General features: G+C 62.1%; 18 protein-coding genes. 5 read left to right on the top strand and 13 right to left on the bottom strand.

The genetic code is table 11. From position 1 onward, the window contains the following. Position 1: 1 nt before the first annotated feature. Together pdeM and ACOYQJ_RS14440 are read right to left on the bottom strand one after the other, a co-directional pair. A complete protein-coding gene (gene pdeM, locus ACOYQJ_RS14445; protein ID WP_422906736.1) occupies positions 2 to 685 on the bottom strand; it encodes a ligase-associated DNA damage response endonuclease PdeM in 684 nt (227 codons plus the stop codon). Between the two features lie 60 nt (positions 686 to 745). Then, complete coding sequence (locus ACOYQJ_RS14440; RefSeq protein WP_422906880.1) at positions 746 to 3,160, bottom strand: ligase-associated DNA damage response DEXH box helicase; 2,415 nt, start codon at positions 3,158 to 3,160, stop codon at positions 746 to 748. 213 nt (positions 3,161 to 3,373) lie between these two features. On the opposite strand from ACOYQJ_RS14440, the gene ACOYQJ_RS14435 reads away from it, so the two are divergent. Together ACOYQJ_RS14435 and ACOYQJ_RS14430 are read left to right on the top strand one after the other, a co-directional pair. Further along, complete coding sequence (locus ACOYQJ_RS14435; protein ID WP_422906735.1) at positions 3,374 to 4,456, top strand: CaiB/BaiF CoA transferase family protein; 1,083 nt, start codon at positions 3,374 to 3,376, stop codon at positions 4,454 to 4,456. Continuing rightward, complete coding sequence (locus ACOYQJ_RS14430; protein WP_422906734.1) at positions 4,453 to 5,127, top strand: nitroreductase; 675 nt, start codon at positions 4,453 to 4,455, stop codon at positions 5,125 to 5,127. The genes ACOYQJ_RS14435 and ACOYQJ_RS14430 overlap by 4 nt, the downstream gene beginning before the upstream one ends. Positions 5,128 to 5,138: 11 nt before the next feature. Here the strand turns inward: ACOYQJ_RS14430 and ACOYQJ_RS14425 are convergent, their stop codons facing one another. Further along, positions 5,139 to 6,071: an aldo/keto reductase gene (locus ACOYQJ_RS14425; RefSeq protein WP_422906733.1), complete on the bottom strand. Its 933-nt coding sequence runs from the start codon at positions 6,069 to 6,071 to the stop codon at positions 5,139 to 5,141. Positions 6,072 to 6,105: 34 nt separating this feature from the next. Between ACOYQJ_RS14425 and ACOYQJ_RS14420 the strand changes: the two genes are divergently transcribed. Beyond that, positions 6,106 to 6,858 carry a vWA domain-containing protein gene (locus ACOYQJ_RS14420; protein WP_422906732.1) on the top strand — a complete coding sequence of 251 codons (753 nt, stop codon included), beginning with the start codon at positions 6,106 to 6,108 and terminating at the stop codon, positions 6,856 to 6,858. Between the two features lie 16 nt (positions 6,859 to 6,874). Here ACOYQJ_RS14420 and ACOYQJ_RS14415 read toward each other — a convergent pair whose 3' ends face one another. The 9 genes from ACOYQJ_RS14415 to ACOYQJ_RS14375 form a co-directional block, all read right to left on the bottom strand. Further along, positions 6,875 to 7,570 carry a class I SAM-dependent methyltransferase gene (locus ACOYQJ_RS14415; RefSeq protein ID WP_422906731.1) on the bottom strand — a complete coding sequence of 232 codons (696 nt, stop codon included), beginning with the start codon at positions 7,568 to 7,570 and terminating at the stop codon, positions 6,875 to 6,877. Between the two features lie 270 nt (positions 7,571 to 7,840). After that, the gene (locus tag ACOYQJ_RS14410) at positions 7,841 to 8,923 is read right to left on the bottom strand and encodes a BMP family ABC transporter substrate-binding protein (protein ID WP_422906730.1); all 1,083 of its coding nucleotides are present in this window, start codon (positions 8,921 to 8,923) and stop codon (positions 7,841 to 7,843) included. A gap of 40 nt (positions 8,924 to 8,963) precedes the next feature. Beyond that, positions 8,964 to 9,887 (bottom strand): ABC transporter permease, encoded by a 924-nt coding sequence (locus ACOYQJ_RS14405; protein WP_422906729.1) that lies wholly within the window; start codon positions 9,885 to 9,887, stop codon positions 8,964 to 8,966. Next, on the bottom strand, positions 9,887 to 10,972 hold the full coding sequence (locus tag ACOYQJ_RS14400; protein ID WP_422906728.1) for an ABC transporter permease: 1,086 nt from the start codon (positions 10,970 to 10,972) through the stop codon (positions 9,887 to 9,889). The genes ACOYQJ_RS14405 and ACOYQJ_RS14400 overlap by 1 nt, the downstream gene beginning before the upstream one ends. Positions 10,973 to 11,119: 147 nt before the next feature. Then, a complete protein-coding gene (locus ACOYQJ_RS14395; RefSeq protein WP_422906727.1) occupies positions 11,120 to 12,643 on the bottom strand; it encodes an ABC transporter ATP-binding protein in 1,524 nt (507 codons plus the stop codon). Next, entirely contained in the window at positions 12,610 to 13,563 is a 954-nt protein-coding gene (gene xdhC / locus ACOYQJ_RS14390) for a xanthine dehydrogenase accessory protein XdhC (RefSeq protein WP_422906726.1), read from the bottom strand. Before xdhC ends, ACOYQJ_RS14395 begins: the two co-directional genes overlap by 34 nt. Continuing rightward, a complete protein-coding gene (xdhB, locus tag ACOYQJ_RS14385; RefSeq protein ID WP_422906725.1) occupies positions 13,553 to 15,982 on the bottom strand; it encodes a xanthine dehydrogenase molybdopterin binding subunit in 2,430 nt (809 codons plus the stop codon). The genes xdhC and xdhB overlap by 11 nt, the downstream gene beginning before the upstream one ends. Next, complete coding sequence (xdhA, locus tag ACOYQJ_RS14380) at positions 15,979 to 17,376, bottom strand: xanthine dehydrogenase small subunit (RefSeq protein WP_422906724.1); 1,398 nt, start codon at positions 17,374 to 17,376, stop codon at positions 15,979 to 15,981. Before xdhA ends, xdhB begins: the two co-directional genes overlap by 4 nt. A 167-nt stretch (positions 17,377 to 17,543) precedes the next feature. Beyond that, complete coding sequence (locus ACOYQJ_RS14375) at positions 17,544 to 18,164, bottom strand: MarR family winged helix-turn-helix transcriptional regulator (RefSeq protein WP_422906723.1); 621 nt, start codon at positions 18,162 to 18,164, stop codon at positions 17,544 to 17,546. 152 nt (positions 18,165 to 18,316) lie between these two features. On the opposite strand from ACOYQJ_RS14375, the gene ACOYQJ_RS14370 reads away from it, so the two are divergent. Continuing rightward, on the top strand, positions 18,317 to 19,807 hold the full coding sequence (locus ACOYQJ_RS14370; RefSeq protein ID WP_422906722.1) for an MDR family MFS transporter: 1,491 nt from the start codon (positions 18,317 to 18,319) through the stop codon (positions 19,805 to 19,807). Between the two features lie 5 nt (positions 19,808 to 19,812). Here ACOYQJ_RS14370 and ACOYQJ_RS14365 read toward each other — a convergent pair whose 3' ends face one another. Continuing rightward, positions 19,813 to 20,121 (bottom strand): hypothetical protein, encoded by a 309-nt coding sequence (locus ACOYQJ_RS14365; protein ID WP_422906721.1) that lies wholly within the window; start codon positions 20,119 to 20,121, stop codon positions 19,813 to 19,815. Between the two features lie 123 nt (positions 20,122 to 20,244). Between ACOYQJ_RS14365 and dnaE the strand changes: the two genes are divergently transcribed. Then, a complete protein-coding gene (gene dnaE, locus ACOYQJ_RS14360) occupies positions 20,245 to 23,742 on the top strand; it encodes a DNA polymerase III subunit alpha (protein ID WP_422906720.1) in 3,498 nt (1,165 codons plus the stop codon). Positions 23,743 to 23,843 lie beyond the last annotated feature (101 nt).

Genomic DNA, 23,843 nt, shown 5'->3' with positions numbered 1-23,843 from the left:
CCTAGCCTTGCGCCTGCCGTCCATCGTGGCGCGGCATCGGCAGGGCGATGGCGCGGGTGCCGGTCAGGATCGCTTTGGCGTCGAGGGCCATCAGGGAGCTGAGCGTTTGGGAATGCGTCCACAAACCACCTGTGTAAGCGCCGAACGCCGGCAGGATCAGGCGGGATTGGTCAAGCAGGAAACAGCGGCGCGCAAGGCGGCGCCCCTTTGCGGCGATGCGCGCCTTTGGGTGGTAATGCCCCGAGATTTCCGCCCCAGCCGTGGTCGCGATGTGCCGGAAGGTCAGCCCGTCCAGCGTCAGCTCGGCCAGATGCGCGCCGCCAAGGGACACCGGACCGGGGTCGTGGTTGCCTTCGATCCATGTCCATTTGCGCCCAGCTTGTAGTCTTGCAAGCCAGAGGCGGTCCTCTTCGGGCAAGGCGGCGTCAATGCCCGGCATATCAAAGCTGTCGCCAAGGCAGATCACCTGCGCCGCCTGCGTGGCCTCCAGCACTGTGTCGAGCCGCAGCAGCGTTTCGCGGGTTTCATAGGGTGGCAATTGCGCGCCGCCCTGACTGGAAAGACGTGCTGATTTGCCAAGATGCAGGTCCGAGACAACCAGCAACCCTTTCTCGGGCCAATGCAATGCACCGGAGGGCAGGGCCCGCAGTTCTGCACCATGAAAGCGGAAGACATGGGCTGTCATGGCCATCTCCCCAACAGTGTCCGGACCACCCCAGGCGCCAATGAATATTTGCTGGAGTTATCACGCCGGAACATTGGCAAGCCCGCTTTCCTGCAACAGCCGTGTCACCTCTTCCTCGAGCAACCGCTCATCCGCGCCGCCGTGCACCGGGACACGGCCCGGCTCAAGGAACAAGGGGGCCGACAAAGGTGTGATCCGGTTCAGGCGAACATGATCGATTCGGTTGCCGACGCGTTGGCACATTTCGCGGATGCGTCCGAAATCCACCAGCCCGCGCATTGCCTCTTCGCGGGTGATCTGCATCAGCAGGTGGTCCGGGTCGTATTTGAGCAGCGTGTCATAAAGGATGTCCGACGACATGGTCGCCTGTCGGCCGCTTTTGCGCTGCCCGCCCAACTGACGCTCGATCAGCCCTGCGATGGTGGCCGAGGCGCGGAACGTGCGTTTCATCACGGCGTTGCCCGCGAGCCACCCCTCAAGACCGGCCTCAAGCGCGGCGATATCGAACAGGGCCGCCGGATTACCCACCGCGTCGAGCCCCCAGATCAGAGTCGCGTAATCGGTCGAGACAAAGCCCATGGGCGCCAGTCCCATCTCCTCCATGCGTTTGGTCAGGATCAGCCCGAGCGTCTGCTGAGCGTTGCGCCCGGCAAAGCCGTAAACCACCATCTGTTGGCGGCCATCATGCGGATAGGTTTCGATCAACAACCGCCCCGGTTCTGGCAGGCGAGAGATGCCGCGCTGCAACTCCAGCCATTGCGCCGTATGTCCGGGCAGGTCTGACCAGTCGCCGCTTTGGAACATCCGCAGAATGCGCTGGCTCAACTGCGTGGAGGTGGCGAATTTGGTGCCATTGAAGGTGGCGATCTTCGGTTTGCGCCCGGGGTCCCGGCTGACCTGCACCACCAGTTCGCGCAGTCCTTCATAACGCACGACCTGCCCGCCGATCAAAAAGGTATCACCCGGCGTCAGCGAGGCGGCAAAGCCTTCCTCGACCTCGCCCAACGGCGCACCGCCGCGCCCGCGCCACCGCACCTTGAGCGTGTCGGTGTCCTGGATTGTGCCGATGTTCTGCCGGATGCGCGCGGCTGAACGCGGGTCGCGCAGCTGCCAAAGCCCGTCGGGGCGCTGCAAAAGCCGCTGCCACTGATCATAGGCGCGCAGGGCGTATCCGCCAGTGGCGCAGAACGACAGGCAATCGTCAAACTGTGCCCGGGTCAGGGCAGCATAGGGGCCGGCGCTGCGCATCTCCTCGAACAGGCCGTTGGCGTCGAACGGTCCCGAACAGGCGGCAATCAGTATATGTTGGCACAGCACGTCGCGCGGCCCCGGCCCACGTGGATCACCATCCAGATCATGTGCCCGAACCGCCTCGAGCGCGGCAAGGCATTCAACCACTTCAAAACGGTTCGCAGGCACCAGCAGCGCCTTGGAGGGCGCGTTGTAGCGATGGTTCGCCCGCCCGATCCGCTGCACCAACCGCTTGACGTTCTTTGGCGCGCCAACCTGAATGACCAGATCGACATCTCCCCAGTCGATCCCCAAATCAAGGCTGCCGGTGCAGACGATGGCGCGCAATTGCCCCGCCACCATCGCGGCTTCGACCTTTTCACGCTGCCCCCGATCGAGCGAGCCATGATGGATGCCAATCGGCAGGCCTTCGTCATTGGCGAGCCAAAGGTTTCGGAAAAAGATTTCAGCCTGTGCGCGGGTGTTGTGAAAGATCAGGGTCGTGCGGTGGCGTTTGACCTGTTCCAGAACGGCAGGGATCGCATAGGCCGCCCCGCCGCCGGACCATGGCGGCGCAGCATCCACCGTCAGCATCGAGATATCCGGATCCGGCCCCGGGTCCGCCTCGACAATCTCGCAACTGTCCGGGTGACGCGCCAGAAAGGACGCGACGGCGCCCGGGTCTTCGACAGTGGCGGACAATCCGACCCGCCGCAAACCGGGACAGATCTGGTTCAGCCGCGCCAAAGCCAGCATCAGCTGATCGCCCCGCTTGCTTTCACTCAGGGCGTGGATTTCGTCCACCACCACGCGGCTCAACCCGGCGAACATTCGTGGCGCGTCTTCGTAGCTGGTCAAAAGCGCCAGACTCTCCGGCGTCGTCAGCAGGATATGCGGCGGATCCGCCCGTTGGCGGCGCTTGCGGCTGTACGGAGTGTCGCCGGTGCGGTCTTCGACGCGAATGGGCAATCTGGCCTCCTCGATCGGGATGCTCAGATTGCGCCGGATATCCGCCGCCAATGCCTTGAGCGGCGAGACATACAGCGTGTGCAAGCCGGATCTCGGCGCATCGGCCAACTCGCTCAAAGTTGGCAGAAACCCTGCCAGCGTCTTGCCGCCCCCCGTCGGTGCAATCAGCAATAGCGCGGGCGCACTTGCCCGTTGCAACATCGCCTTTTGGTGTGGGTGCATGGCCCAGCCACGAGCGGTGAACCAATCTTGCAAAGAGCGCGGCAATTCAATCATGACCAAGACATAGCCATCCCGGAACGAAAGGGAAACGTCCAAGGTTCATTGGTCCCGAAAATATCCTGGGGTGAATGACGCCCGGCGGGCGGCAGAGGGGCAACGCCCCTCGCGCTGGCCGTCAGGCCAGCGCCCCCGGGCGACGCGGCACGCGGCGCAACACCTCTTCCATTCCGGCCCCGCATGGGCTTTCCTGCCGCCAAAGGAGAGACAATGCTGCAAGGCACCCGCATCATCGAATTCGAAGCGCTTGGCCCCGCACCTTTCGCGGGTATGCTGCTGGCTGACCTTGGCGCCGAAGTCATCGTGGTGCACCGCAAGTCGGGCGGCGAAAACCCTGCCAAACAAGACCATAACCTGCTCGACCGTGGGAAACGCTCGATCACGCTGGATCTCAAATCCGCAAGAGATCTCGGGATAGCGCAGGCCCTGATCCGGTCGGCTGATGGCCTGACCGAAGGCCTGCGCCCCGGCGTGATGGAGCGGCTTGGCCTTGGGCCAGCGCAGGCCCACGCGCTGAACCCGGCCTTGGTCTACGGCAGGATGACCGGCTGGGGGCAGGACGGCCCGCGCGCAAAGCAAGCAGGTCATGACTTGAACTACCTCGCCCTCAGCGGTGCGCTGTTCTATGCCGGGCAAGCCGAGCCGCCTTTCGTGCCGCCTACCATGCTGGGGGATATCGGTGCAGGTGCGATGTATCTGGCGGTCGGGATGCTGGCTGGATTGCTCAAGGCGCGCCAGAGCGGGCAAGGCTGCGTGGTTGATGCGGCCATTGTCGACGGCGCCAGCCATATGATGGCGCTCCTGCTTTCCATCGGGGGGCAATTCTCGACCTCGGTGCGGGGGCAGTCGCTGCTGGATGGGCCGCACTGGTCGCGCTGTTATACCTGTGCCGATGGGCGGCACATCTCGGTCCAATGCCTCGAGCCGAAGTTCTACGCACTATTTCTGGAGCAGTTGGGCCTGTCCAAGGACGAGGGCTTTGCAAATCAGTTTGACCCAGCGCACTGGTCGGTTTTGACCGCGCGCCTTGCCGGGATCTTTGCCGCAAAGCCCCGCGATCACTGGGCCGGGCTTTTTGCGCAAAGCGACGCTTGTGTTGTACCGGTCCTGTCGCCCGATGAGGCGCAACAGGATCCGCATTTGTCCGCCCGTGGCATCTGGGCGGATGGCCCGCGCTCTCCTGCTTTGGCGCCACGGTTTGACAACTACACCCATACCCCGCGCCCAAGTCCCGCAAAGGGACAGGACAGCGCCGCGATCCTGCAAGACTTGAAAGACAAAGGCCTGTTATGATCCAATCTGAAACCGATGCATTCGGCGCGCTGTTGCGCCGCCGCTTTTCCTGTCGCGCGTTTTTACCGGGCCCTGTCCCGCGCGACGTGGTCGATGCCGCCTTGGCCGATGCTCAGCATGTGCCGTCGTGGTGCAACTCGCAGCCCTGGCAGGTGCACGCCTGCGGCGCCGAGGAAACCGAGCGTTTGCGCGCCGCTCTGTTTCAGCATGTGACCGAAGCCAGCCACTGCCCCGACATCCCCTTCCCCGAGGCCTATGAGGGCGCCTACAAGGATCGTCGCCGCGAATGCGGCTGGCAGCTTTATGATGCTGTCGGCGTGACCAAGGGCGACCGCGCAGCCTCGGCAGCGCAAATGCGCGAGAATTTTCGCTTTTTCGGAGCGCCGCATTTCATCCTGATCACCACGCCCAAGAAGCTTGGCACCTATGGCGTGCTGGATTGCGGCGCTTTTCTGACGGCGGTGCTTCTGGCGTTCGAGGCGCGCGGTATTGGCGCGGTCCCGCAAGCTGCCGTTGCCAGCTATTCACCCTTCATGCGCGACTGGTTCGCCGTCCCCGATGACCACGACGTGCTGGTCGGGATATCCTTCGGCTATGCTGACATGGACCACCCGGCCAACAATTTCCGCACGAACCGGGCCGCGCTGCCCGAGGTGGTCAACTGGCGCTGAACGCCCGCAGGTTATGCTTCTTCCAACCGGTCCGTTGCCGGGGGCGGTGTAGGGCTGAGTGCCGAGATACGGGCATAAAGCGCGTCGTCCAGGGCATAGCCCATCCCGGCCAGCGAAGGGGCCAGCTGCGGCGCGGAGCTGGCTGACAGGATCGGCACAGGGCCCGCCGGATGGCGTGCGACCCAAGCCACGGCCAGCGTCGCCGGATCGGTGCCAAGGTCCGCCGCCAAAGCTGCCAGATCACGGGCGGTCTGGTGCATCGCGGGCACGCCGTAGCGCTTGGAGTACATGTCATTTTCGGTCAGGCGCCCGGCCTCGCCGGCAGCGTATTTCCCGGTCAGAAGCCCTCCGCCAAGCGGCGAGTAAGGCACCGGCAGAATGTCTTCGCTGGCGCACATCGGCAAAATCTCGACCTCGGCCTGTCGCTTGACCAAATTGTACATCGGCTGGATGACGTCTATCCGGGTGCCGAACCCGGCGGCCACGGCCTGCGCCTTCATCACCTGCCAGGCGGCATAGTTGGACACCCCGATATAGCGGATCGCGCCCTTGGACTGCAATTCGGCCAGCGTTTCAAAGGTTTCCTCAAGCGGCGTGCCATCGTCCCAACGGTGCATATACAGCAAATCGACCACATCCATGCCCAGCCGCTTTCGGCTTTCATCGAACGAGGCCAGAATGTTGCTGCGCGATGCTCCGCCGCTGTAACTTGCTTTGGTGGCGATGATCAGATCGTTGCGCTCGGCGGCGGCGAACTTGCCCAAGAGCGTCTCGGAGGCGCCCTCGGTATAGGCATGGGCCGTGTCGAAAAAGCCAATGCCCGCCCCGCGGCAGGCGTCATACATGGCGCGGCTTTGGGCTTCGTCGGCTTTGCCGCCGAATTGCATGGCACCAAAGGCGAAGGGCGGGGGCGTATTGCCGGAAATTGTGCTAAGCTTTGTCATGTTGGGCAGAGTGGCACGAGGTGGGAAAATTGCAATGGCGATCTGTGACACCGTTCTTGGGAAAGGCAAATCCATGCGCGCCCTGACCGTGATCGCCGCTGTCGTGCTGGGGATTATGCCCCCGGTTGGACAAGCCGGAGAAAGCTGCACCGAAGATGCCATGATCGTCTTTGACGGATCTGGCAGCATGGCGGAAATGGGCTTTAACAAAATCGGCGTCCCGCGGATTTCCGAGGCGCGCCAAGCCCTGCATGATGTTCTGCCACGGATTGCTTCGATACGGCGGCTTGGCCTTGTGATCTATGGTCCGGGGGGTGATCGCACCTGCCGCAACACCGAATTGCGTTTTGGCCCGCAATGGGACGCGGCTCCGCGTATCACCGCCGAAGTCGATGCCCTGCTTCCGGTTGGCGGCACCCCCCTGACCGAAGGCGTGCGACTGGCCGCAGAAACGCTTGAGTACCGCAGCGAGCCGGGGGCGATTGTGCTGATCACGGACGGGGATGAAACTTGTGGCGGAGAGCCCTGTCAGCTTGCTGCGGAACTGGCGGCGGACGGCGCGGACCTGACCGTGCACGTCATAGGCTTCAAAGTGAGAAGTTCCCATTTCAGTTGGGAAGACAAAGCCGAAAGCACGGTGGTCAGCGTCGCACGTTGTCTGGCTGACAGGACCGGCGGGCAATATCTGTCCGCCGAAACGGTCGAGGATTTGGTGGACGCGCTTCAGGTGACGCTGGGGTGCCAGATCTATGGGCAGATGTCGGTCCGGCCGCGCAAGCTGCAATAGAGCAGACCTGACGGTTTCAGGCGTTGCTGTCCTTGGTCAGAAGACAGGTGAACCGCTGGCGGTTGACGTAGTCAGCGCATTCTTCGGTGTTGCTCAGATTGGACCAATCGCACCATTGCACGTTGTAGTTGAAACACTCTGCCAAGAGCTTGATCGTGCCGCGGCTGGCATTGCCGACAGCCGAAAACTCCTGGCCTTCAACCTCGGCGATGGCGTTGTTCGGCTCCCAGGTCTTTTCCTTGCGGATGCGGACCACGGGTTCGTCGCTGTCATCGATTTCGCTGTCGATGACAATCACCTTGGGCTTGAGCGCGTCCATAAGCTTGAGCATGCCGTAGTGGTCGTAGATGTGGTAATAGAAGCCAAGGTTCAGCATCACGTCAAAGGTCTGCCCTTGATCCGCGAGCTTGGGCATGATGTCAAAGGCGTTGCCGATCAGGTAGTCATGTTTATACGGCGCCATCAGTTTGTCACCGCGATTGGCGCTTTCCTGACGGCCCTCGATGCCAACGGTTTCCGCGGCACCCAACTGATGCGCGGCCCACGACCAAAAGCCATAGCGCGCGCCGATATCGAGCACGCGTGCGTCTTGGATCAGGGCCGGATCAAAGGAAAATATCCGCTGCGCGCGATTGTTCATGCGGTTCAGGTAGGCATCGTTCCAGAAAAAGCCGGAATCGTTGATATCTAATGAAAAAACATCTTTGGACATGAAATCTTCCTTGCTGCCATACGCTGATGTAAAACACCCCTTATGGCAGCATAAAGCATGCGGAATACAGGTTAAGCAAGAGAGACTGGATTGATTCCTTGGGGCTTTCTTGGCGTTCGGCAAAGAGTGGCTGATTGGTCCAACACCCCCGGGGATGCAGGTTCGGTGCCTCGGCCAAAGTGATGACGCATATGAAAAAGCCCCGCGCGAAGCGGGGCTTTTGACTGGGCCAAGTCGATGCGAGGCCCAACAGGATGTGATGCGCGCGGCTTAGTTCGGGATTTCCGCGTCGATGCCTTCGACGTAAAAGTTCATCCCGGCCAGCGTGCCGTCATCGGCTGTCTCACCTTCGGCCAACCAGACCGAGCCATCGGCCTTGTTGAGCGGCCCGGTGAAGGGGTGATACGCGCCCGAGCCGATCTGCTCTTTCAACGCCAGCGCCTCGGCCTTGACGTTTTCAGGAACCGCGTCGGTGATTTCACCGATGCCGACCATGCCGGGGCCGATGCCATCCCAGGTGTCATCGCTTTCCCAGGTGCCGTCCATGACCGCCTGAATGCGCTTGATGTAGTACGGCTTCCAGTTGTCGATGATCGCCGAGACGCGCGGGCTGGGGGCGTATTCGGACATGTCCGATGCTTGCCCAAAGGTGATCACATTGCCTGCTTCGGCGGCAGCGGCCTGCGGCGCGGTGGAGTCGGTGTGCTGCAGCACCACGTCACAACCCTGTTCGATCAGCGCCTTGGCGGCGTCGGCCTCTTTCGCGGGGTCGAACCAGGTGTAGGCCCAGATGATCTTGAACTCGACGTCCGGGTTGACCTTTTTGGCGTGGATATAGGCGCTGTTGATACCGCGGATGACCTCGGGGATCGGGAAGGAGGCGATATAACCGATCTTGTTGGTCTTGGTCATCGAACCTGCGATATGGCCCTGAATGGCGCGACCTTCGTAGAAACGGGCGCTGTAGGTGCCGACGTTTTCAGCGCGCTTGAACCCGGTGGCGTGCTCGAACTTCACGTTCGGGAACTTTTCGGCCACGGCCAGCGTCGGGTCCATATAGCCGAACGAGGTGGTAAAGATGATGTCTGCACCGGAAAGGGCCATCTGGGTGATCGCGCGTTCAGCGTCAGCGCCTTCGGGGACGCTTTCCTGATAAATGGTTTTGACCTTGTCGCCAAAGTGCTCTTCCACGGCCAGACGGCCCTGGTTGTGCTCGTAGGTCCAGCCGCCATCGCCGACCGGGCCGACATAAATGAAACCGGCTGTGACGGGGTCGCCATGGCTTTCGGCAAAGGCAGCGGTGCCAAGGCCAAGCGCCATCGCGGCAGTGGTGAGCAGTGTTCTTCTGAGCATGTAGGTTCCCCTGTTGAGTTGGGTGGTGGTTTGTTTGGCCTCAGCTTGAGGCATGGAAAGCCCGACCAAGGGAGGCAGGCGCACCATGCGCCCCCCGGGCCGAGATGATGACGAGCACAAGGATCGTTATCAGATAGGGTGATGCGGACAAGAGGGCGACAGGTACATTTGCCCCGGCCGCCTGAAGGTTGAGTTGCAGCACGGTGACGCCGCCGAAAAGGTAAGCGCCGACGGCCACGCGCCCGGCGCGCCAGCTTGCAAAGACCACGATGGCCAGCGCGATCCAGCCAGCGCCGGCTGTCATGCCCTCGGTCCACTGCGGGACCCGCACCAGCGAAAGATACGCGCCGCCAAGGCCCGCGCAGGCACCACCAAAGACGATTGCCATCAGGCGCACCCACACAACCTTGTAGCCAAGCGCATGGGCGCTGTCGTGGCTTTCGCCAACCGCGCGCAGGATCAGCCCTGCGCGGGTGTATTTGAGAAAGGCCCAGACGCAGACCACCAGGGCCAGCGACAGATAAACCATGATGTCATGCGAAAAGAGCATCCGCCCCAGCACCGGGATATCCGACAGCAGCGGAATGTGCAGTTTCGGCAGGGTAACGGATTTCATCCCTTCATAGGGTTTGCCGATCAGGCTGGACAGGCCCAGCCCGACCAGCGTCAGACCCAGGCCGGTGGCGACCTGATTGGACAGCAGGTATTGGGTCAGGAAGCCGAACGAAAGGCTCAGCAAAGCCGAGGCGAGGGCGGCGGCCACAAAGCCCAGACCGGGGCTGCCGGTGTTGACGGCCACGGCAAAGCCGACCACCGCACCGGTGATCATCATGCCCTCGACACCAAGGTTGAGCACGCCGGATTTCTCCACCACCATCTCTCCGATGGCGGCCAGAAGGATCGGCGTGGCAGACACCATGATCGAGGCGATCAGAAGGATAGGGTTGATTGAGCTCAGATCCATTACGCAGCCTCCCTGTGCCCAATGCGCAGGCGGTAATTGGTAAAGACGTCCGTCGCCAGCAGGAAGAACAGCAGCATCCCCTGAAACAACTGGATCGAGGCTCCGGGCAGGCCGAGCATCAGTTGGGCGAGTTCGCCGCCGATATACGTCAGCGCCATGAGCAACCCTGCCAGCAAGATGCCCACCGGGTGCAACCGGCCAAGAAAGGCGACGATAATAGCGGTAAACCCATAGCCGGAATTGAAGTCGATACTGATCTGGCCCGCGGGTCCGGACACCTCGAACAGCCCGGCCATTCCCGCCAGCGTCCCCGAGATGCCAAGGCACAGGACCACGATCCGCACCGGGTCTACGCCGGAAAACCGGGCGGCGCGCGGCGCTTCGCCGGTCAATCGGATGTTGAACCCCTGAATGTGCCGCGCCATCAGGACATAGGCAGCAATCACCGCCATGAGGGCAAAGACCACACCCCAATGCATGCCCGTATTGGCAAAAATCTCGGCGTTATGGGCGGCGTCCCACTGTTTGAAATTGCGCGATCCGGGAAAACCCATGCCTTCGGGATTGCGCAACAGTCCCGAGGAAACGGAGGCCAGAATATTCTCGGCTACATAGACCAGCATCAGCGAGACAAGGATTTCGTTGGTCCTGAACCGTGTCTTGAGCAGCGCCGGGATCATCGCCCAGGCCCAGCCACCCAAAGCGCCCGCAACGATCATCAGCGGGAAAATCAGCACGCTTTCCGAGGGGTACAGGGCCAGCCCCGCCCCGGCGCCGCAAATCGCGCCCATGATGTACTGCCCTTCAGCGCCGATGTTCCAGATCCCGGCCTTGAAGCCGATCGACAAACCAATGGCGATCAGGATCAGCGGCGCTGCCTTGACCAACAGTTGCGGGCGCGAGAAGGCGGCGAATTGCGGATGAAACAGCGGATCCCAAAAGATCGTGCGGATCGCCTCGAACGGATCGGTGCCGAGCGAGGCGAACATCAGCCCGCCGACCAGCATGGTCAGAAGGACCGCGAAAACAGGCGTGATTGCCGTCCAAAGCCGCGACGGCTGCGGGCGCTTGTCGAGCCGGATCATGATAGCCTCTCCTGCGATACGCGCGCCGTGGTCGGAATTGAACAATTGCCAAAGACAGAAGTTGCCCGGTGCTGATGCCCCAGCCGCTTTCCAGAGGACTTCGAACCTCGGTCTGCGCCTTTCAGCGCCCCTGACATGGGGCTTGGATCAGGCATCCACATGGGCCACCTCCATGTCATGCGCGCCGCCCATCATCAGGCCGATCTGCTCCATGTCGAGCTCCGTTACCGCGCGCGCCGCCGACAGGCGCCCTTCGTTCAAGGCACAAAAGCGGTCCGATATTTCCAGAAGTTCATCAAGGTCCTGAGAGATCACGATGATCGCCGCGTCTTTTCCGGCAAGATCCAAAAGCGCCTGCCGGATCGCAGCCGCCGCGGCGGCGTCCACGCCCCATGTCGGCTGGTTCACAATCAGCACGTCAGGGTCTTGCAGGATCTCGCGTCCAACAACGTATTTTTGCAGGTTGCCGCCCGAAAGCGCCCGCGCCGCGGTGCGCGGGCTAGGGGTGCGTACGTCAAAACGTTCGATCACCTCTTCGGAAAAGGCCCGCGCCTTGGCCCAGTTGATCATGCCGCCGTTCAGTAGGTTGCGACGCCGGGCTGCCGTCAGGACGCCGTTTTCGATCAGGCTCATGTCGGGGGCGGCCGCGTGGCCAAGGCGTTCTTCGGGCGCAGACAAAAGGCCTGCTTCGCGGCGCGCGATCGGGCCGCTTTGACTGATGTCTTGTCCCCTGAGTTGCACGGTCCCGGGGGCCGAGGTCCGCTCGCCCGAAAGAGCGGCAAGCAGTTCGTCCTGTCCGTTCCCGGCGACACCGCCGATGCCCAGAACTTCGCCCGCGCGCACTTCGAACGAGATGTCCCGCAGGGGGGTGCCAAAGGCGCCGGGGGCGGGCAGGCTCAGGCCCTTGGCTTGCAGCAGCACGTCGCCAAGGGCGCTTTTGCGTGCCACGGGCGAGGCAAAGCTGCTGCCGACCATCAGTTCGGCCAGCTCGCGCGCCGAGGTTTCAGACGGCGTGCAGGTGGCCACCTTTTTCCCCAGCCGCAGGATCGTGGCGTGATCGCAGATCGCCCGGATTTCTTCGAGCTTGTGCGAGATATAGAGGATCGAGGTGCCTTCGGCCTTCAGCTTGAGCAGGGTCTCAAAGAGGATATCCACCTCTTGCGGCGTCAAGACGCTGGTTGGCTCATCCATGATCAGAAGGCGCGGGTTTTGCAGCAAGCAGCGGATGATCTCCACCCTCTGCCGCTCTCCGGCTGACAGCGTGCCGACGGTGCGCGACGGGTCAAGCGGCAGGCCGTACAGTTCCGACACCTCGCGGATGCGCTTGGACAGATCCCGCATCGGTGGCGGGTTCTCCATACCAAGCGCGACGTTTTCGGCCACGTCCAAGGCATCGAATAGCGAAAAGTGCTGGAAGACCATGGCCACGCCGCTTTGCCGCGCTTCGGAAGGTTTCGAGGGCGCGAAACTTGCACCGTCCAAGTCCATGCCGCCCTTGTCGGGCGAAACGAGGCCATAGATCATCTTGACCAGCGTGGATTTTCCCGCGCCGTTTTCGCCCAAAAGAGCATGAATCTCGCCTTTGCGGATGTCGAAGGACACGTCGTCATTCGCCACCACCCCGGGATAGGCCTTGGTCAGGCCCCGGATGCCAAGAAGGATGTCTGACACGTGTCCCCGTTCCTTTTTTGCAGTTTTAGTAGCTGTGCGGCGACGCCGATGGCAATGGCCGAGGGGTGTTTGCCCAGAGATTTCTGCCCAATTGGGCAGCAGATGCGGTCTATTTCATCAATTGTGTGGCCCAGTTTGGCCAATCGGTTGCGAAAGCGTGCCCATTTCGTCTTCGACCCGATCAACCCGCAAAAGCCGAACCCATGGTTCAGAACGGCATGACAAAGCTCCAGATCAAGCGCATGAGAATAGGTCAGGATCAGGTGCTCGGCGGTTTCTGGAGCGTGGGGAACCAAGGCCTGCGGCTGCGTGGCTGGGATCGCCGTCACGCTTGCCGGAGTCTCATCAGGAAAGCGGTCGGGGGCGGTGTCCAGCCACGTGATCGCGATCTCGGGCAACGGCGACAGTGTATCGACCAAAGCCCGGCCGACATGGCCCGCGCCCCAAATCCACAAGTCTCGGGTGGGGCGGGTGATCGGCTCAACCATCCAGCCGCCTGCCAGTTGCGGCGCAAGGCCTTCGCCCAGTCCACGCGCCTTGGACAGCATACGATGGACCGCAAGTGGCATGTCGCCGGGGCCACGCGCAATGATCGCCTGCCCTTCGAGCCGCTCCAAGGCAGCGCGATCAAACTGCTCGGTCCACAGCGTCACCGCTCCGCCGCAGCATTGCCCCATATCCGGCCCCAAGGCATGGCGACTGGCGCCCGCACGTTCAAAAGCGCGCATAGCGGCATCCAACTCCAAGGCGCCGCCGCCAATGGTGCCGCTTTGCCCATAGGCCCCGGGGCTCTCGCGCCAGACCAGCATGGAGGCGCCAACCTCGCGCGGGGCGCTGCCCGAAACCCCGGCCACCACCACACGGGCCACGCACCCGTGGCGCGCGATGGCGTCGCGCAGGGTGGCCAGATCAAAGCTCATTGCGCATCTTTCGCACGGCCCGTAGGATGGCCTCGGGCGTCGCAGGCGCATCCAGCGACGGGTAACCCGGACCGCAGGCCGCAACCGCATCGGAAAGGGCTATGAGCACCGAAATGCCGTGCATGAACGGCGGCTCACCCACCGCCTTGGAGCGATAGATCGTCTCTTCGCGATTGCGCTGTTCCCACAGGTCCACATTGAAAACGTCGGGTCGGTCGGAACAGGCCGGGATCTTGTAGGTTGAAGGCGCGTGGGTGCGCAGGCGTCCATCCGCGTCCCAGACCAACTCCTCGGTGGTCAGCCAGCCTGCGCCCTGAACAAAACCGCCCTCGATCTGCCCCTTGTCCAATGCCGGGTTCAGTGAGGTGCCGCAATCATGCAGAATATCGCTGCGCAGGATGCGGTATTCCCCGGTCAGCGTGTCGATCACCACCTCCGAGCAACTGACACCATAGGCAAAGTAGAAAAACGGGCGCCCTTGTCCGAGTTCAGAGTTCCACTCGACCTTGGGCGTTTTGTAAAAGCCGGTCGACGACAGGCTGATCCGGCTCTCGTAACACAGCTTGGCGGCTTCGGCGAAGGGCAGCTTGTTGCCGCCGACCAGAACGATCCCGTCCTTGAACTCAACGTCCTGCGGGTCGTCACCGAAACACTGCGCCAGATGGTCGGCCATTCGCCCTCGGATCGTCTGGCAGGCCGCCTTGACCGCCATGCCGTTCAGGTCCGACCCGGACGATGCCGCCGTGGCAGAGGTATTGGGGACCTTCGCGGTGTCGGTCGCAGTGATCTTGACGGCGTCGATCGCAACGCCGAACTCGGATGCCGCAACCTGCGCCACTTTCTGAAACAACCCTTGTCCCATCTCCGTGCCGCCATGGTTCATGGCGATCGAGCCGTCCTGATAGACATGCACCAAGGCGCCGGCCTGATTGAGATGCGTCAGCGTAAAGGAAATCCCGAACTTCACCGGCGTCAAAGCGATCCCTCGTTTGAGCACAGGGTTGGCGGCGTTCCACTCGGCCACAGTCGTGCGGCGGGCCTGATATTCGGCGCTCTCGCTCAGCGTTTGAGTCATCTCGTGCAGAATGAAATCTGTCACAGGTTGCCCATAAGGCGTGGATTGCACATCGTCGGGCGCGGTTTCGACCACGCCTTCTGGCACCACACCCTGTGCCCCGCGCGAGGTCAGGTCAGCATCTTCCGCACCGCTGCCCAACTTCACTGGTCCTGAAATATCCCGGGGGGAGTCCGCAGGACGGGGGGCTGGCCCCCCTTCACCGGCAGCGGCATAGTAATTCGCCCGCCGAACCTCCAACGGGTCGCGGCCCAGTTCAAAGGCAATGTGATCCATCACCCGTTCGATCCCCAGCATGCCCTGAGGGCCGCCAAAGCCGCGATAGGCCGTGGCGCTTTGGGTGTTGGTTTTCAAACGGTGGCTTTCGATCCGTACATGCGGCAGCCAATAGGCGTTGTCTGCATGCAGCATGGCGCGGTCGGCAACCGGATGGGATAGATCCTGGGCCCAGCCGCAGCGTGCCAGTTGCACGAACTCGATACCAGTCACGCGGCCTTCGTCATCATAGCCCGCGCGGTATTCGATGCGGAAATCATGGCGTTTGCCGGTGATCATGAAATCGTCGTCGCGATCATAGCGCATGCGCGCCGGGCACCCAGTTTGTGCCGCGACCACGGCGCAGGCGATGGCCAGAGCGTTACCCTGACTTTCCTTTCCGCCAAAGCCGCCGCCCATGCGGCGGGTTTCCACCCGCACCGCGTGCATCGGGATGTGCAGCGCATGGGCGACCTTGTGCTGGATCTCGGTCGGGTGCTGGGTCGAGCTGTGCACCAGCATGTCCCCGCCTTCTTGCGGCAGGGCCATGGCGCATTGGCCTTCGAGGTAGAAATGCTCTTGCCCGCCCATGGTGATCTGCCCTTCGACCACATTGGGCGCGGTGTCGATCGCCTCGCCAGCATCGCCGCGTTTCCAGATGCGCGGTGCGCCAAAGCTGCTGCCGGCATCCATGGCTTCGTCGATGGTCAGGATGGCGTCGCGGGTCTGGTAGTCGATCTTGGCCAGCCGCGCGGCGCGGCGGGCGGCGAGGTGGCTGGTGGCTGCCACCAAAAAGACCGGCTGACCGAGGTATTTGATCGTATGGCCAGACAACATCGGCTCATCATGCGCAGAGGGTGAGCAGTCGCACTCTGATGGCAGATCGGCGGCCTCCCAGACCTTCAGCACGCCGGGTGCGTTGCGCACCGGGTCAAGGTCGATCGAGGTGATCCGGCCCGCTGCGATCTGTGCCAGACCAAAGGCCAGGTGCAGGGCGTCCGCCGGGGCAGGGATATCGTCGATATAGCGGGCCGCGCCGGTAACATGCAGGCGCGCGGCGTCGTGGGGCAGGGGTTTGGAAACACTCATGGCTGCACCTGTAGAACCGAGGTCGCGGCGCCGAGGTCTTCAAGTAGAGCGCGAGACAACATATTGCGGGCCGCGCTCAGCCGATACTGCGCGCTGGCGCGCATGTCTGAAAGCGGCATGAAATCGTCTTCCCATGCGTCCCATGCGGCGACCAGAGTGTCGTCGTTCCAAGGCTTTCCGGTGATGGCGGTTTCCACCGCGCGTGCCCGCTTGGGAGTGCCGGCCATACCGCCAAAGGCGATACGAGCAGCGGCCACCTTCCCGTCAACGACGGTGACATTGAAGGCGCCACAAACCGCCGAGATGTCTTGATCGAAGCGTTTTGACAGCTTGTAGACTTTCAACCGGTCCAGCCCCTTTGGGATGGTCACGGCCTCTACGAACTCGCCGGGGTGGCGGTCTTGTTTGCCGTAGTCGATAAAGAAATCCTCAAGCGGCATTTCGCGCCGGGTTTCGCGGTAGCGCAGGTGCAAGGTGGCGCCAAGGGCGATCAGGGCTGGCGGGTTGTCCCCGATGGGCGAGCCGTTCGCGATATTGCCACCGAGGGTCGCCGCGTTGCGCACCTGGGTCGAGCCATAGCGGCGGATCATTTCGGCGTAAGACGGGTAGGCATCCTGTATCAGGGCATGAACGCGGTCCATCGTGACACCTGCGCCAATGCGGAAGGCGTCATCGGTCTCGTCGATTTGTTGCAGGTCTTTGCAGCGGTTCAGGAAGATGACTTCGCCCAGATCGCGCAATTGTTTGGTGACCCAGAGGCCGACATCCGTCGCCCCAGCGATCAGGGTGGCGTCGGGGTGGCGGGCTGTGAGCTCGGCAAGTTCTTCCGAGGTTTCGGGTGTGTGGAACCCGGGGGGCTTTCCGCCCCCCGGACCCCCCGAGGATATTTTCTGACCAGTGAAAGACTGGTCGGCTTTCAAATGGTCGGGAACAGGGTGATCCTTGGCAGCCTTGGCGGCGCGGATGATCGGCGCGTAGCCGGTGCACCGGCACAGGTTTCCTGCGAGGGCATCATCGAAATTCGTCGCGCCGTTCAGATGGGCGGTGGCCATGGAGACGACGAAGCCCGGTGTGCAGAACCCGCATTGCGAGCCGTGATGCTCGATCATGGCCTGTTGCACTGGATGCAGTGTGCCATCGGGGGCGGCAAGGCCCTCGACCGTGCGGATCGCCTTGCCTTGCAGTTGCGGCAGGAAAAGGATGCAGGCGTTCAGAGAGCGCGCGCCACCTTCGTCCTGTACCATGACTGTACAGGCGCCGCAGTCGCCTTCGTTGCACCCTTCCTTGGTGCCCTTAAGTCCGCGGGTTTCGCGCAACCAGTCCAACAGCGTGACCGTGGGGTCCACGTCGCTCAGGTCTACGCTCTCTCCGTTCAGAAGAAAGGTGATGTTCATGGTGAAAAGCCTGCCGCCTTACTTGAATTTCCCCGTTGGGGTGCGCGCCCTCGATGCGGCGTAGAAAGCGCGCGAATTGTCCCTGTTAAAGTCAGGCTAGGCGCGCGGGAACGAACTTGGCAAGGAAAAACTTGCTCGGTGATTGGGCAAGGAGAGCTGGATGCCCGTTATTTGGGCGTCGATTTTCCGCTGTCCGCGTGCAATTCCGTGAGCGTATTTCGCAACTTGGCGACTTGGTCAGAGACTGGGCCGCTGGGCGTGGCGGCACGTTCGGACCAAGCGCTGAATCGGGCGAGCAAAGGCAGGAACGTGGTTATTTCCTCTTTGGTCCAATCCTTGAGGTAGGATCCGAGCACGAGGAATTTGTAGGTTCGCACCGCCTCGACCATCTGGATTCCGGACGGGGTCAACTCCAACACGGCGCGGCGGGCGTCGGCCTGACTGACGGCGCGGCGCAGGTGGCCCTGCTTGATCAGTTCCGAGGTGACGCGGCTGGCGCGCGAGGGGTCAATATTCAGGCGGGTCGCCACGGTCGAGACCATGGTTTCCGCGCCAGCGTCATCGCCAAATTCATTGGCGGGCGCCCAGACGGCCATGAGCACATCCAACTGCGCAAGATCGATCGGTAGGCCAAGATCGTGCAGCGCGCGGTGCCCCAATTCGCGTTTGACAACCTTGCGCCGCCAGACCTGCAAAACGGCATCAACGTCCAGCGCCGCCTGCCCGGTATCTTCATCGATTCCGGCCCTTGCCAGTCTGCCTTTCAGGATTTCGTCGCGTTCGCCCATATCGATCCTTCGGTGGTGCAAATAATACATGCTGTTGACATGTATTTGCCATCAGCACATATTTAACCTCAAACACGTTATGATTCAATCGCCCCCATCTGGCCAGTCCAAGACGCGCCGGGCGGGGCGATTTCTGCTTTTGAGGGCTTCTGATGCCACTTGCCGATGCTTCTTCGACCTACGTCGACCCACCTGATCCAACCATGATCAAGGTCATTCTGGGCGCGATCGCCGCGACCTTGCTGTTTGCCTCTCTGGGGCAGACCATCGTTTCGACGGCGCTGCCGATCATGGTGGCCGATCTGGGGGGGATGGATCATCTGACATGGGTGATCACGGCCTATTTGCTGGCCTCGACGATCGCGGCGCCGATGGCGGGAAAGCTGGGCGACATGTACGGCCGCAAGGCGGTTTTGCAGAATGGCATCATCGTCTTCATGATCGGAGCCGTGGTCTGCGGCGTTGCGCAATCCATGACGGTTGTCATTGTGGGGCGCGCGATTCAGGGCGCTGGGGCCGGAGCGCTGATCGTGACCTCGATGGCGACGGTGGGTGATCTGCTTCCGGCACGCGACAGGGGGATGGCGCAGGGGCTTTTGGGCGCCGCCTTTGGGATTTCCACCGTGATCGGGCCGCTTTTGGGCGGCTTCATCGTTGAAAACGTCGGATGGCACTGGATCTTTTTCGTCAACCTGCCGGTGGGGCTGCTGGCCTTTGTGGTTCTGGGCTACGCTCTGCCGCGCCGGGCCGAGCGGCCCAAACGCAAGGTCGACTACGTCGGTGCTGCGCTTTTGACGACGTTGCTGGCTTCGATCGTGCTGGTGCCGAATGCGGCAGATGCGCAGCAGACTGCGGCTCTGCTGGCGACCGGGGCACTGGCGCTGGCTGGCTTTGTCTGGGCCGAGCTGCGCGCCGATGAGCCGATCCTGCCGATGAGCCTTTTCATCAACAACACCTTTGTCGTGGTCAACTTTGTCGGCTTTCTTGTCGGTATGGCGATGTTTGGGACGATCACCTTTCTGCCGCTGTTCCTTCAGGTGGTGAAGGGCGTTTCGCCGACCAACTCGGGGCTGTTCCTTGTGCCAATGATGGGGGGGCTGCTGACGGCCTCGATGGGCGCGGGCAAGATTATGTCAAATACCGGGCGCTACAAACTGATGCCGACGCTGTCGACCGGGCTTTTGGCTGTTGCGATGGTGGCGATGGCGATGATCACGGCGCAAAGCCCGCTGTGGCTGATTGCCGGAGTGATGGTGCTCGTGGGGCTGGGTCTTGGGCCGGTCTTTTCGGTCGGCGTTGCGGCGATCCAGAACGCGGTTCCAATATCGATGATGGGCGTGGGCACGGCCAGTGCCAATATGTTCCGGCTGATTGGTGGCGCGTTGGGAACGGCAGGTTTCGGTGCGGTATTCAGTGCGGGTCTTGCGCGGAACGTGTCACAGGTCATGCCGGACGCGGCCGAAGGCGGGCTGCGCTCGCTTGGCGCTGATATGGTGCGCGCCCTGCCACCAGAGACCCAGACACTGGTGATGCAGGGCTTCAGCGAGGCCCTGCACCCGGTTTTCTGGATCGCGGCGGGCGCGGCGACTATGGCCTGCCTTGCCTCAATGCTGTTGCGGGAGTTGCCTTTGTCGCGCAGCTGAGGCGCTTAGAACGGCAAAAATCCATCGTTCAACTCGTAGGATTTGACGGCCAACAGGGGCTGATCGCCCTCGAAGGAAAAGACAAAGACGTGGGCGGCATCGTTGACCAGCGTCATGCGGCAGAACACGGCTTCGGGGTCGAACTCGGCTGGGCAGGATTCGATGTCGACGTGGGCCACGGAGGCTTCGAATACTTCGTAAGTGAGCGTACCACCTTCAAGATAGGCTGGGCCGGAGGGGTGGCTTTCGCCGGGGCCCGAGGCATGGGCCGCCAACGGAGCGAGTGTCAGGACGAGAGCGGGAAGTATACGCATGTGGAAGAGCCTTTCGTTTTGAGCTTTTCCGTATTCTGATAAAAACAGTCGGGTAATGCAAGTGGGTTTATTCTGCTGCACAGAGGGGTTTCCCTGACCGCGGCCACAACATATCGTAGCGCCATGGCTGATCCCCGATTCATTCACCTGCGTGTGCACACCGAGTATTCCTTGCTGGAAGGCGCGGTTCGTCTCAAGAAACTTCCCGGAATGTGCGAGGCGATGGGCATGCCCGCCGTCGCCGTGACGGACACCAACAACCTGTTCTCGGCACTGGAGTTTTCAGTTTCGGCCAGCGGCGCGGGCATTCAGCCGATCATCGGCTGCCAGGTCGATCTGCGCTATCTTGAACCGGCGCAGGGCGAACGTCCGAAACCGCCCGCGCCTGTGGTGCTGCTGGCGCAGACCGAGACGGGTTATGAACACCTGATGAAGCTCAATTCCTGCCTCTATCTGCGCGAGGGCAGCGAGTTGCCATTCGTGTCGATCGAGGAACTGGCGCAGCATTCTGCGGATGTCATCTGCCTGACCGGCGGTCCGGATGGGCCGCTGGGGCGGCTGTTGCGGGCAGGGCAGCGCCCGGCGGCGCAGGCGTTGATGGAGCGGTTGGCGGGTGTCTTTGGCGACCGCCTTTACGTGGAACTCCAACGTCACCCCGGAGAGGACGGCGCGCCCGAAGCAGAAAAGCTGACCGAACGCGGCTTTGTCGAAATGGCCTATGACATGGGCCTGCCGCTGGTAGCGACGAATGATGTCTATTTCCCCAAGTCCGAAATGTACGAGGCGCACGATGCGCTCATCTGTATTGCCGAGGGCGCCTATGTCGACCAGCAGGAACCGCGCCGCCGGTTGACCCCGCAGCACTACATGAAATCTCCCGAGGAAATGGCGACCCTTTTTGCCGATCTGCCCGAGGCCTTGGAAAACACGGTCGAGATCGCGCGGCGCTGCGCCTTCATGGCCTACAAACGCGATCCGATCCTGCCGAAATTCGCCGATGACGAGGTGGCCGAACTGCGCCGCATGGCGAACGAAGGGTTGCAGGCGCGACTGGCGGTGATCCCGCATGCGGTCACGGTCGAAGAATATCAGGAACGGCTGGATTTTGAGCTTGGGATCATCGAGGGCATGGGCTTTCCCGGCTACTTTCTGATCGTGGCCGATTTCATCCAATGGGCCAAGGACCATGATATTCCGGTGGGGCCGGGGCGGGGCTCGGGCGCGGGCAGTCTTGTGGCCTATGCGCTGACCATCACCGACCTTGACCCGTTGCGCTATTCGCTGCTGTTCGAACGGTTCCTGAACCCCGAACGGGTGTCGATGCCCGACTTCGACATCGACTTTTGCATGGACCGGCGCGAAGAAGTCATCCGCTATGTCCAGGAGAAATACGGCCACGACAAGGTGGGGCAGATCATCACCTTTGGCGCGCTTTTGTCCAAGGCGGCGGTGCGCGACATGGGCCGCGTTCTGCAAATGCCCTACGGGCAGGTTGACCGTCTGTCCAAGATGATCCCGGTCGAGGGGGTCAAACCCGTCAGCATCGAGCAAGCCCTGCGGGACGAGCCGCGCCTTGCCGAAGAGGCCCGCAACGAAGAGGTTGTGGACCGGCTGTTGACCTATGGCCAGCAGGTCGAAGGGCTGTTGCGCTCGGCAGGGACGCACGCGGCAGGAGTGGTGATCGCGGACCGTCCCACGGACCAGTTGGTTCCGCTCTACCGCGATCCGCGCTCGGACATGCCGGCGACGCAATTCAACATGAAATGGGTGGAGCAGGCGGGGCTGGTCAAATTTGACTTTCTCGGTCTGAAAACGCTGACCGTCATTCAGAACGCAGTCAACCTGATCCTGAAATCCGGCCGCCCGATCCATATCGCTGCCGATGGCACCGAGCTTTATCAGCCTGCCGAGGGCGCCGAGAACCAGATGAACCTCATCCCGCTGGATGATGAGGCGACCTATAAGCTGTATGCGGCGGCCAAGACCGTTGCCGTGTTCCAGGTGGAAAGCTCGGGGATGATGGATGCGCTCAAGCGCATGAAACCCACCTGTATCGAGGACATCGTGGCGCTTGTGGCGTTGTATCGTCCCGGCCCGATGGAGAACATCCCGACCTATTGTGAGGTCAAGAATGGCCTCAAGGAGATCACCTCGGTCCATCCGTCGATTGACCACATCCTTGCCGAAACCCAGGGCATCATCGTTTATCAGGAACAGGTGATGCAGATCGCGCAGGTCATGGCCGGATACAGCCTTGGCGGCGCCGACCTGCTGCGCCGCGCGATGGGTAAGAAGATCGCCGAGGAAATGGCCAAGGAACGGCCCAAGTTCGAAGCCGGAGCCATGGCCAACGGCGTCGACAAGAAAAAGGCGACCCAGGTTTTCGACCTTCTGGAAAAATTCGCCAACTACGGCTTCAACAAATCGCACGCAGCGGCCTACGCGGTGGTGTCCTACCAGACGGCATGGCTGAAAGCGAACCACCCGGTGGAATTCATGGCTGGCGTCATGAATTGCGATATCCACCTGACCGACAAGCTGGCGATCTATTTCGAAGAGGTCCGCAAGGGGCTGAAACTGCCTTGGGTGCCGCCCTGCGTGAACCGGTCTTTGGCAACCTTTGACGTGGTGAACGGCGAATTGGTCTATGCCTTGGGCGCGTTGAAAAACGTTGGCGTCGATGCGATGAACCTGATCGTCGCGGGGCGGGGGGACCGTGCCTTTGCCACGCTGTTCGATCTGGCGCGGCGGGTTGATCTGAAACGTGTGGGCAAGCGCCCGATGGAGATGCTGGCGCGGGCAGGGGCCTTTGATCAGCTCGATTCGAACCGTCGCCGGGTGTTTGACAGCCTCGACGCGCTGGTCGCCTATTCTGCTGCGGTACACGAACAAAAGGCCAGCGCGCAGGTATCGCTGTTTGGCGAAGCGGGCGATGATCTGCCCGAGCCCCGCATGTCCCCGGTGTCTGACTGGTTGCCCGCAGAACGTCTGGCCGAAGAGTTCAAGGCCGTCGGCTTCTACCTGTCCGGCCACCCGCTCGACGATTACATGGCGGCGCTGAAACGGCAGGACGTCGTAACGTTGGACGAGATCACAGCCCGCGCCGAGCGCGGCGCCTTGGTGGCCAAGCTGGCGGGCGTCGTGGCCGGGCGGCAGGAACGAAAATCAGCGCGTGGTAACCGATTTGCCTTTGCGCAGCTCTCTGATCCGACCGGCGCCTACGAGGTGACGTTGTTTTCCGAGACGCTGGAAAAATCGCGTGAATATCTTGAGACCGGATCCAAGGTGGTCGTCACCGTCGAGGCGACGATGGAAAGCGATCAACTCAAATTGTTGGCGCGGGGCGTGGCGCCGGTGGATGCCGTGGCCGCTGGCGGCGGGGTCATGGGGCTGCGGATCTTTGTCGAGGACGCGATTTGCATGCCGCATATCGCCTCGGTTCTTGGGCGGGCGGCCGAACAGATGCCAAAAGCGGCGCGCGGCCCGGTGCTGTTGTGCCTGAACGACGCCGGTTTGCCGGGCGAGGTCGAGATGGACCTCAAGCAGGTTTTCCCGGTCACGCCCGAGATAAAGGGCGCCATCAAATCCCTCGATGGGGTGCTCGCGGTTGAGGATTTCTAAAGCGATTCCCTTGCGGTAATCCGCGCAATCCGTCCGTATATGTGGACCTTGGGGCGCGTGTCGCGTTAGAAGGGCCTTCAAAACCGCGCGTCTCTTGGGGG

Origin of the sequence: Pacificoceanicola algae (genome assembly GCF_049341065.1) — a bacterium.
Taxonomy (GTDB): Bacteria; Pseudomonadota; Alphaproteobacteria; order Rhodobacterales; family Rhodobacteraceae; genus Pacificoceanicola.
The sequence above is the reverse complement of the archived record's forward strand: the minus strand, read 5'-3'. Positions and strand labels throughout refer to the sequence as shown.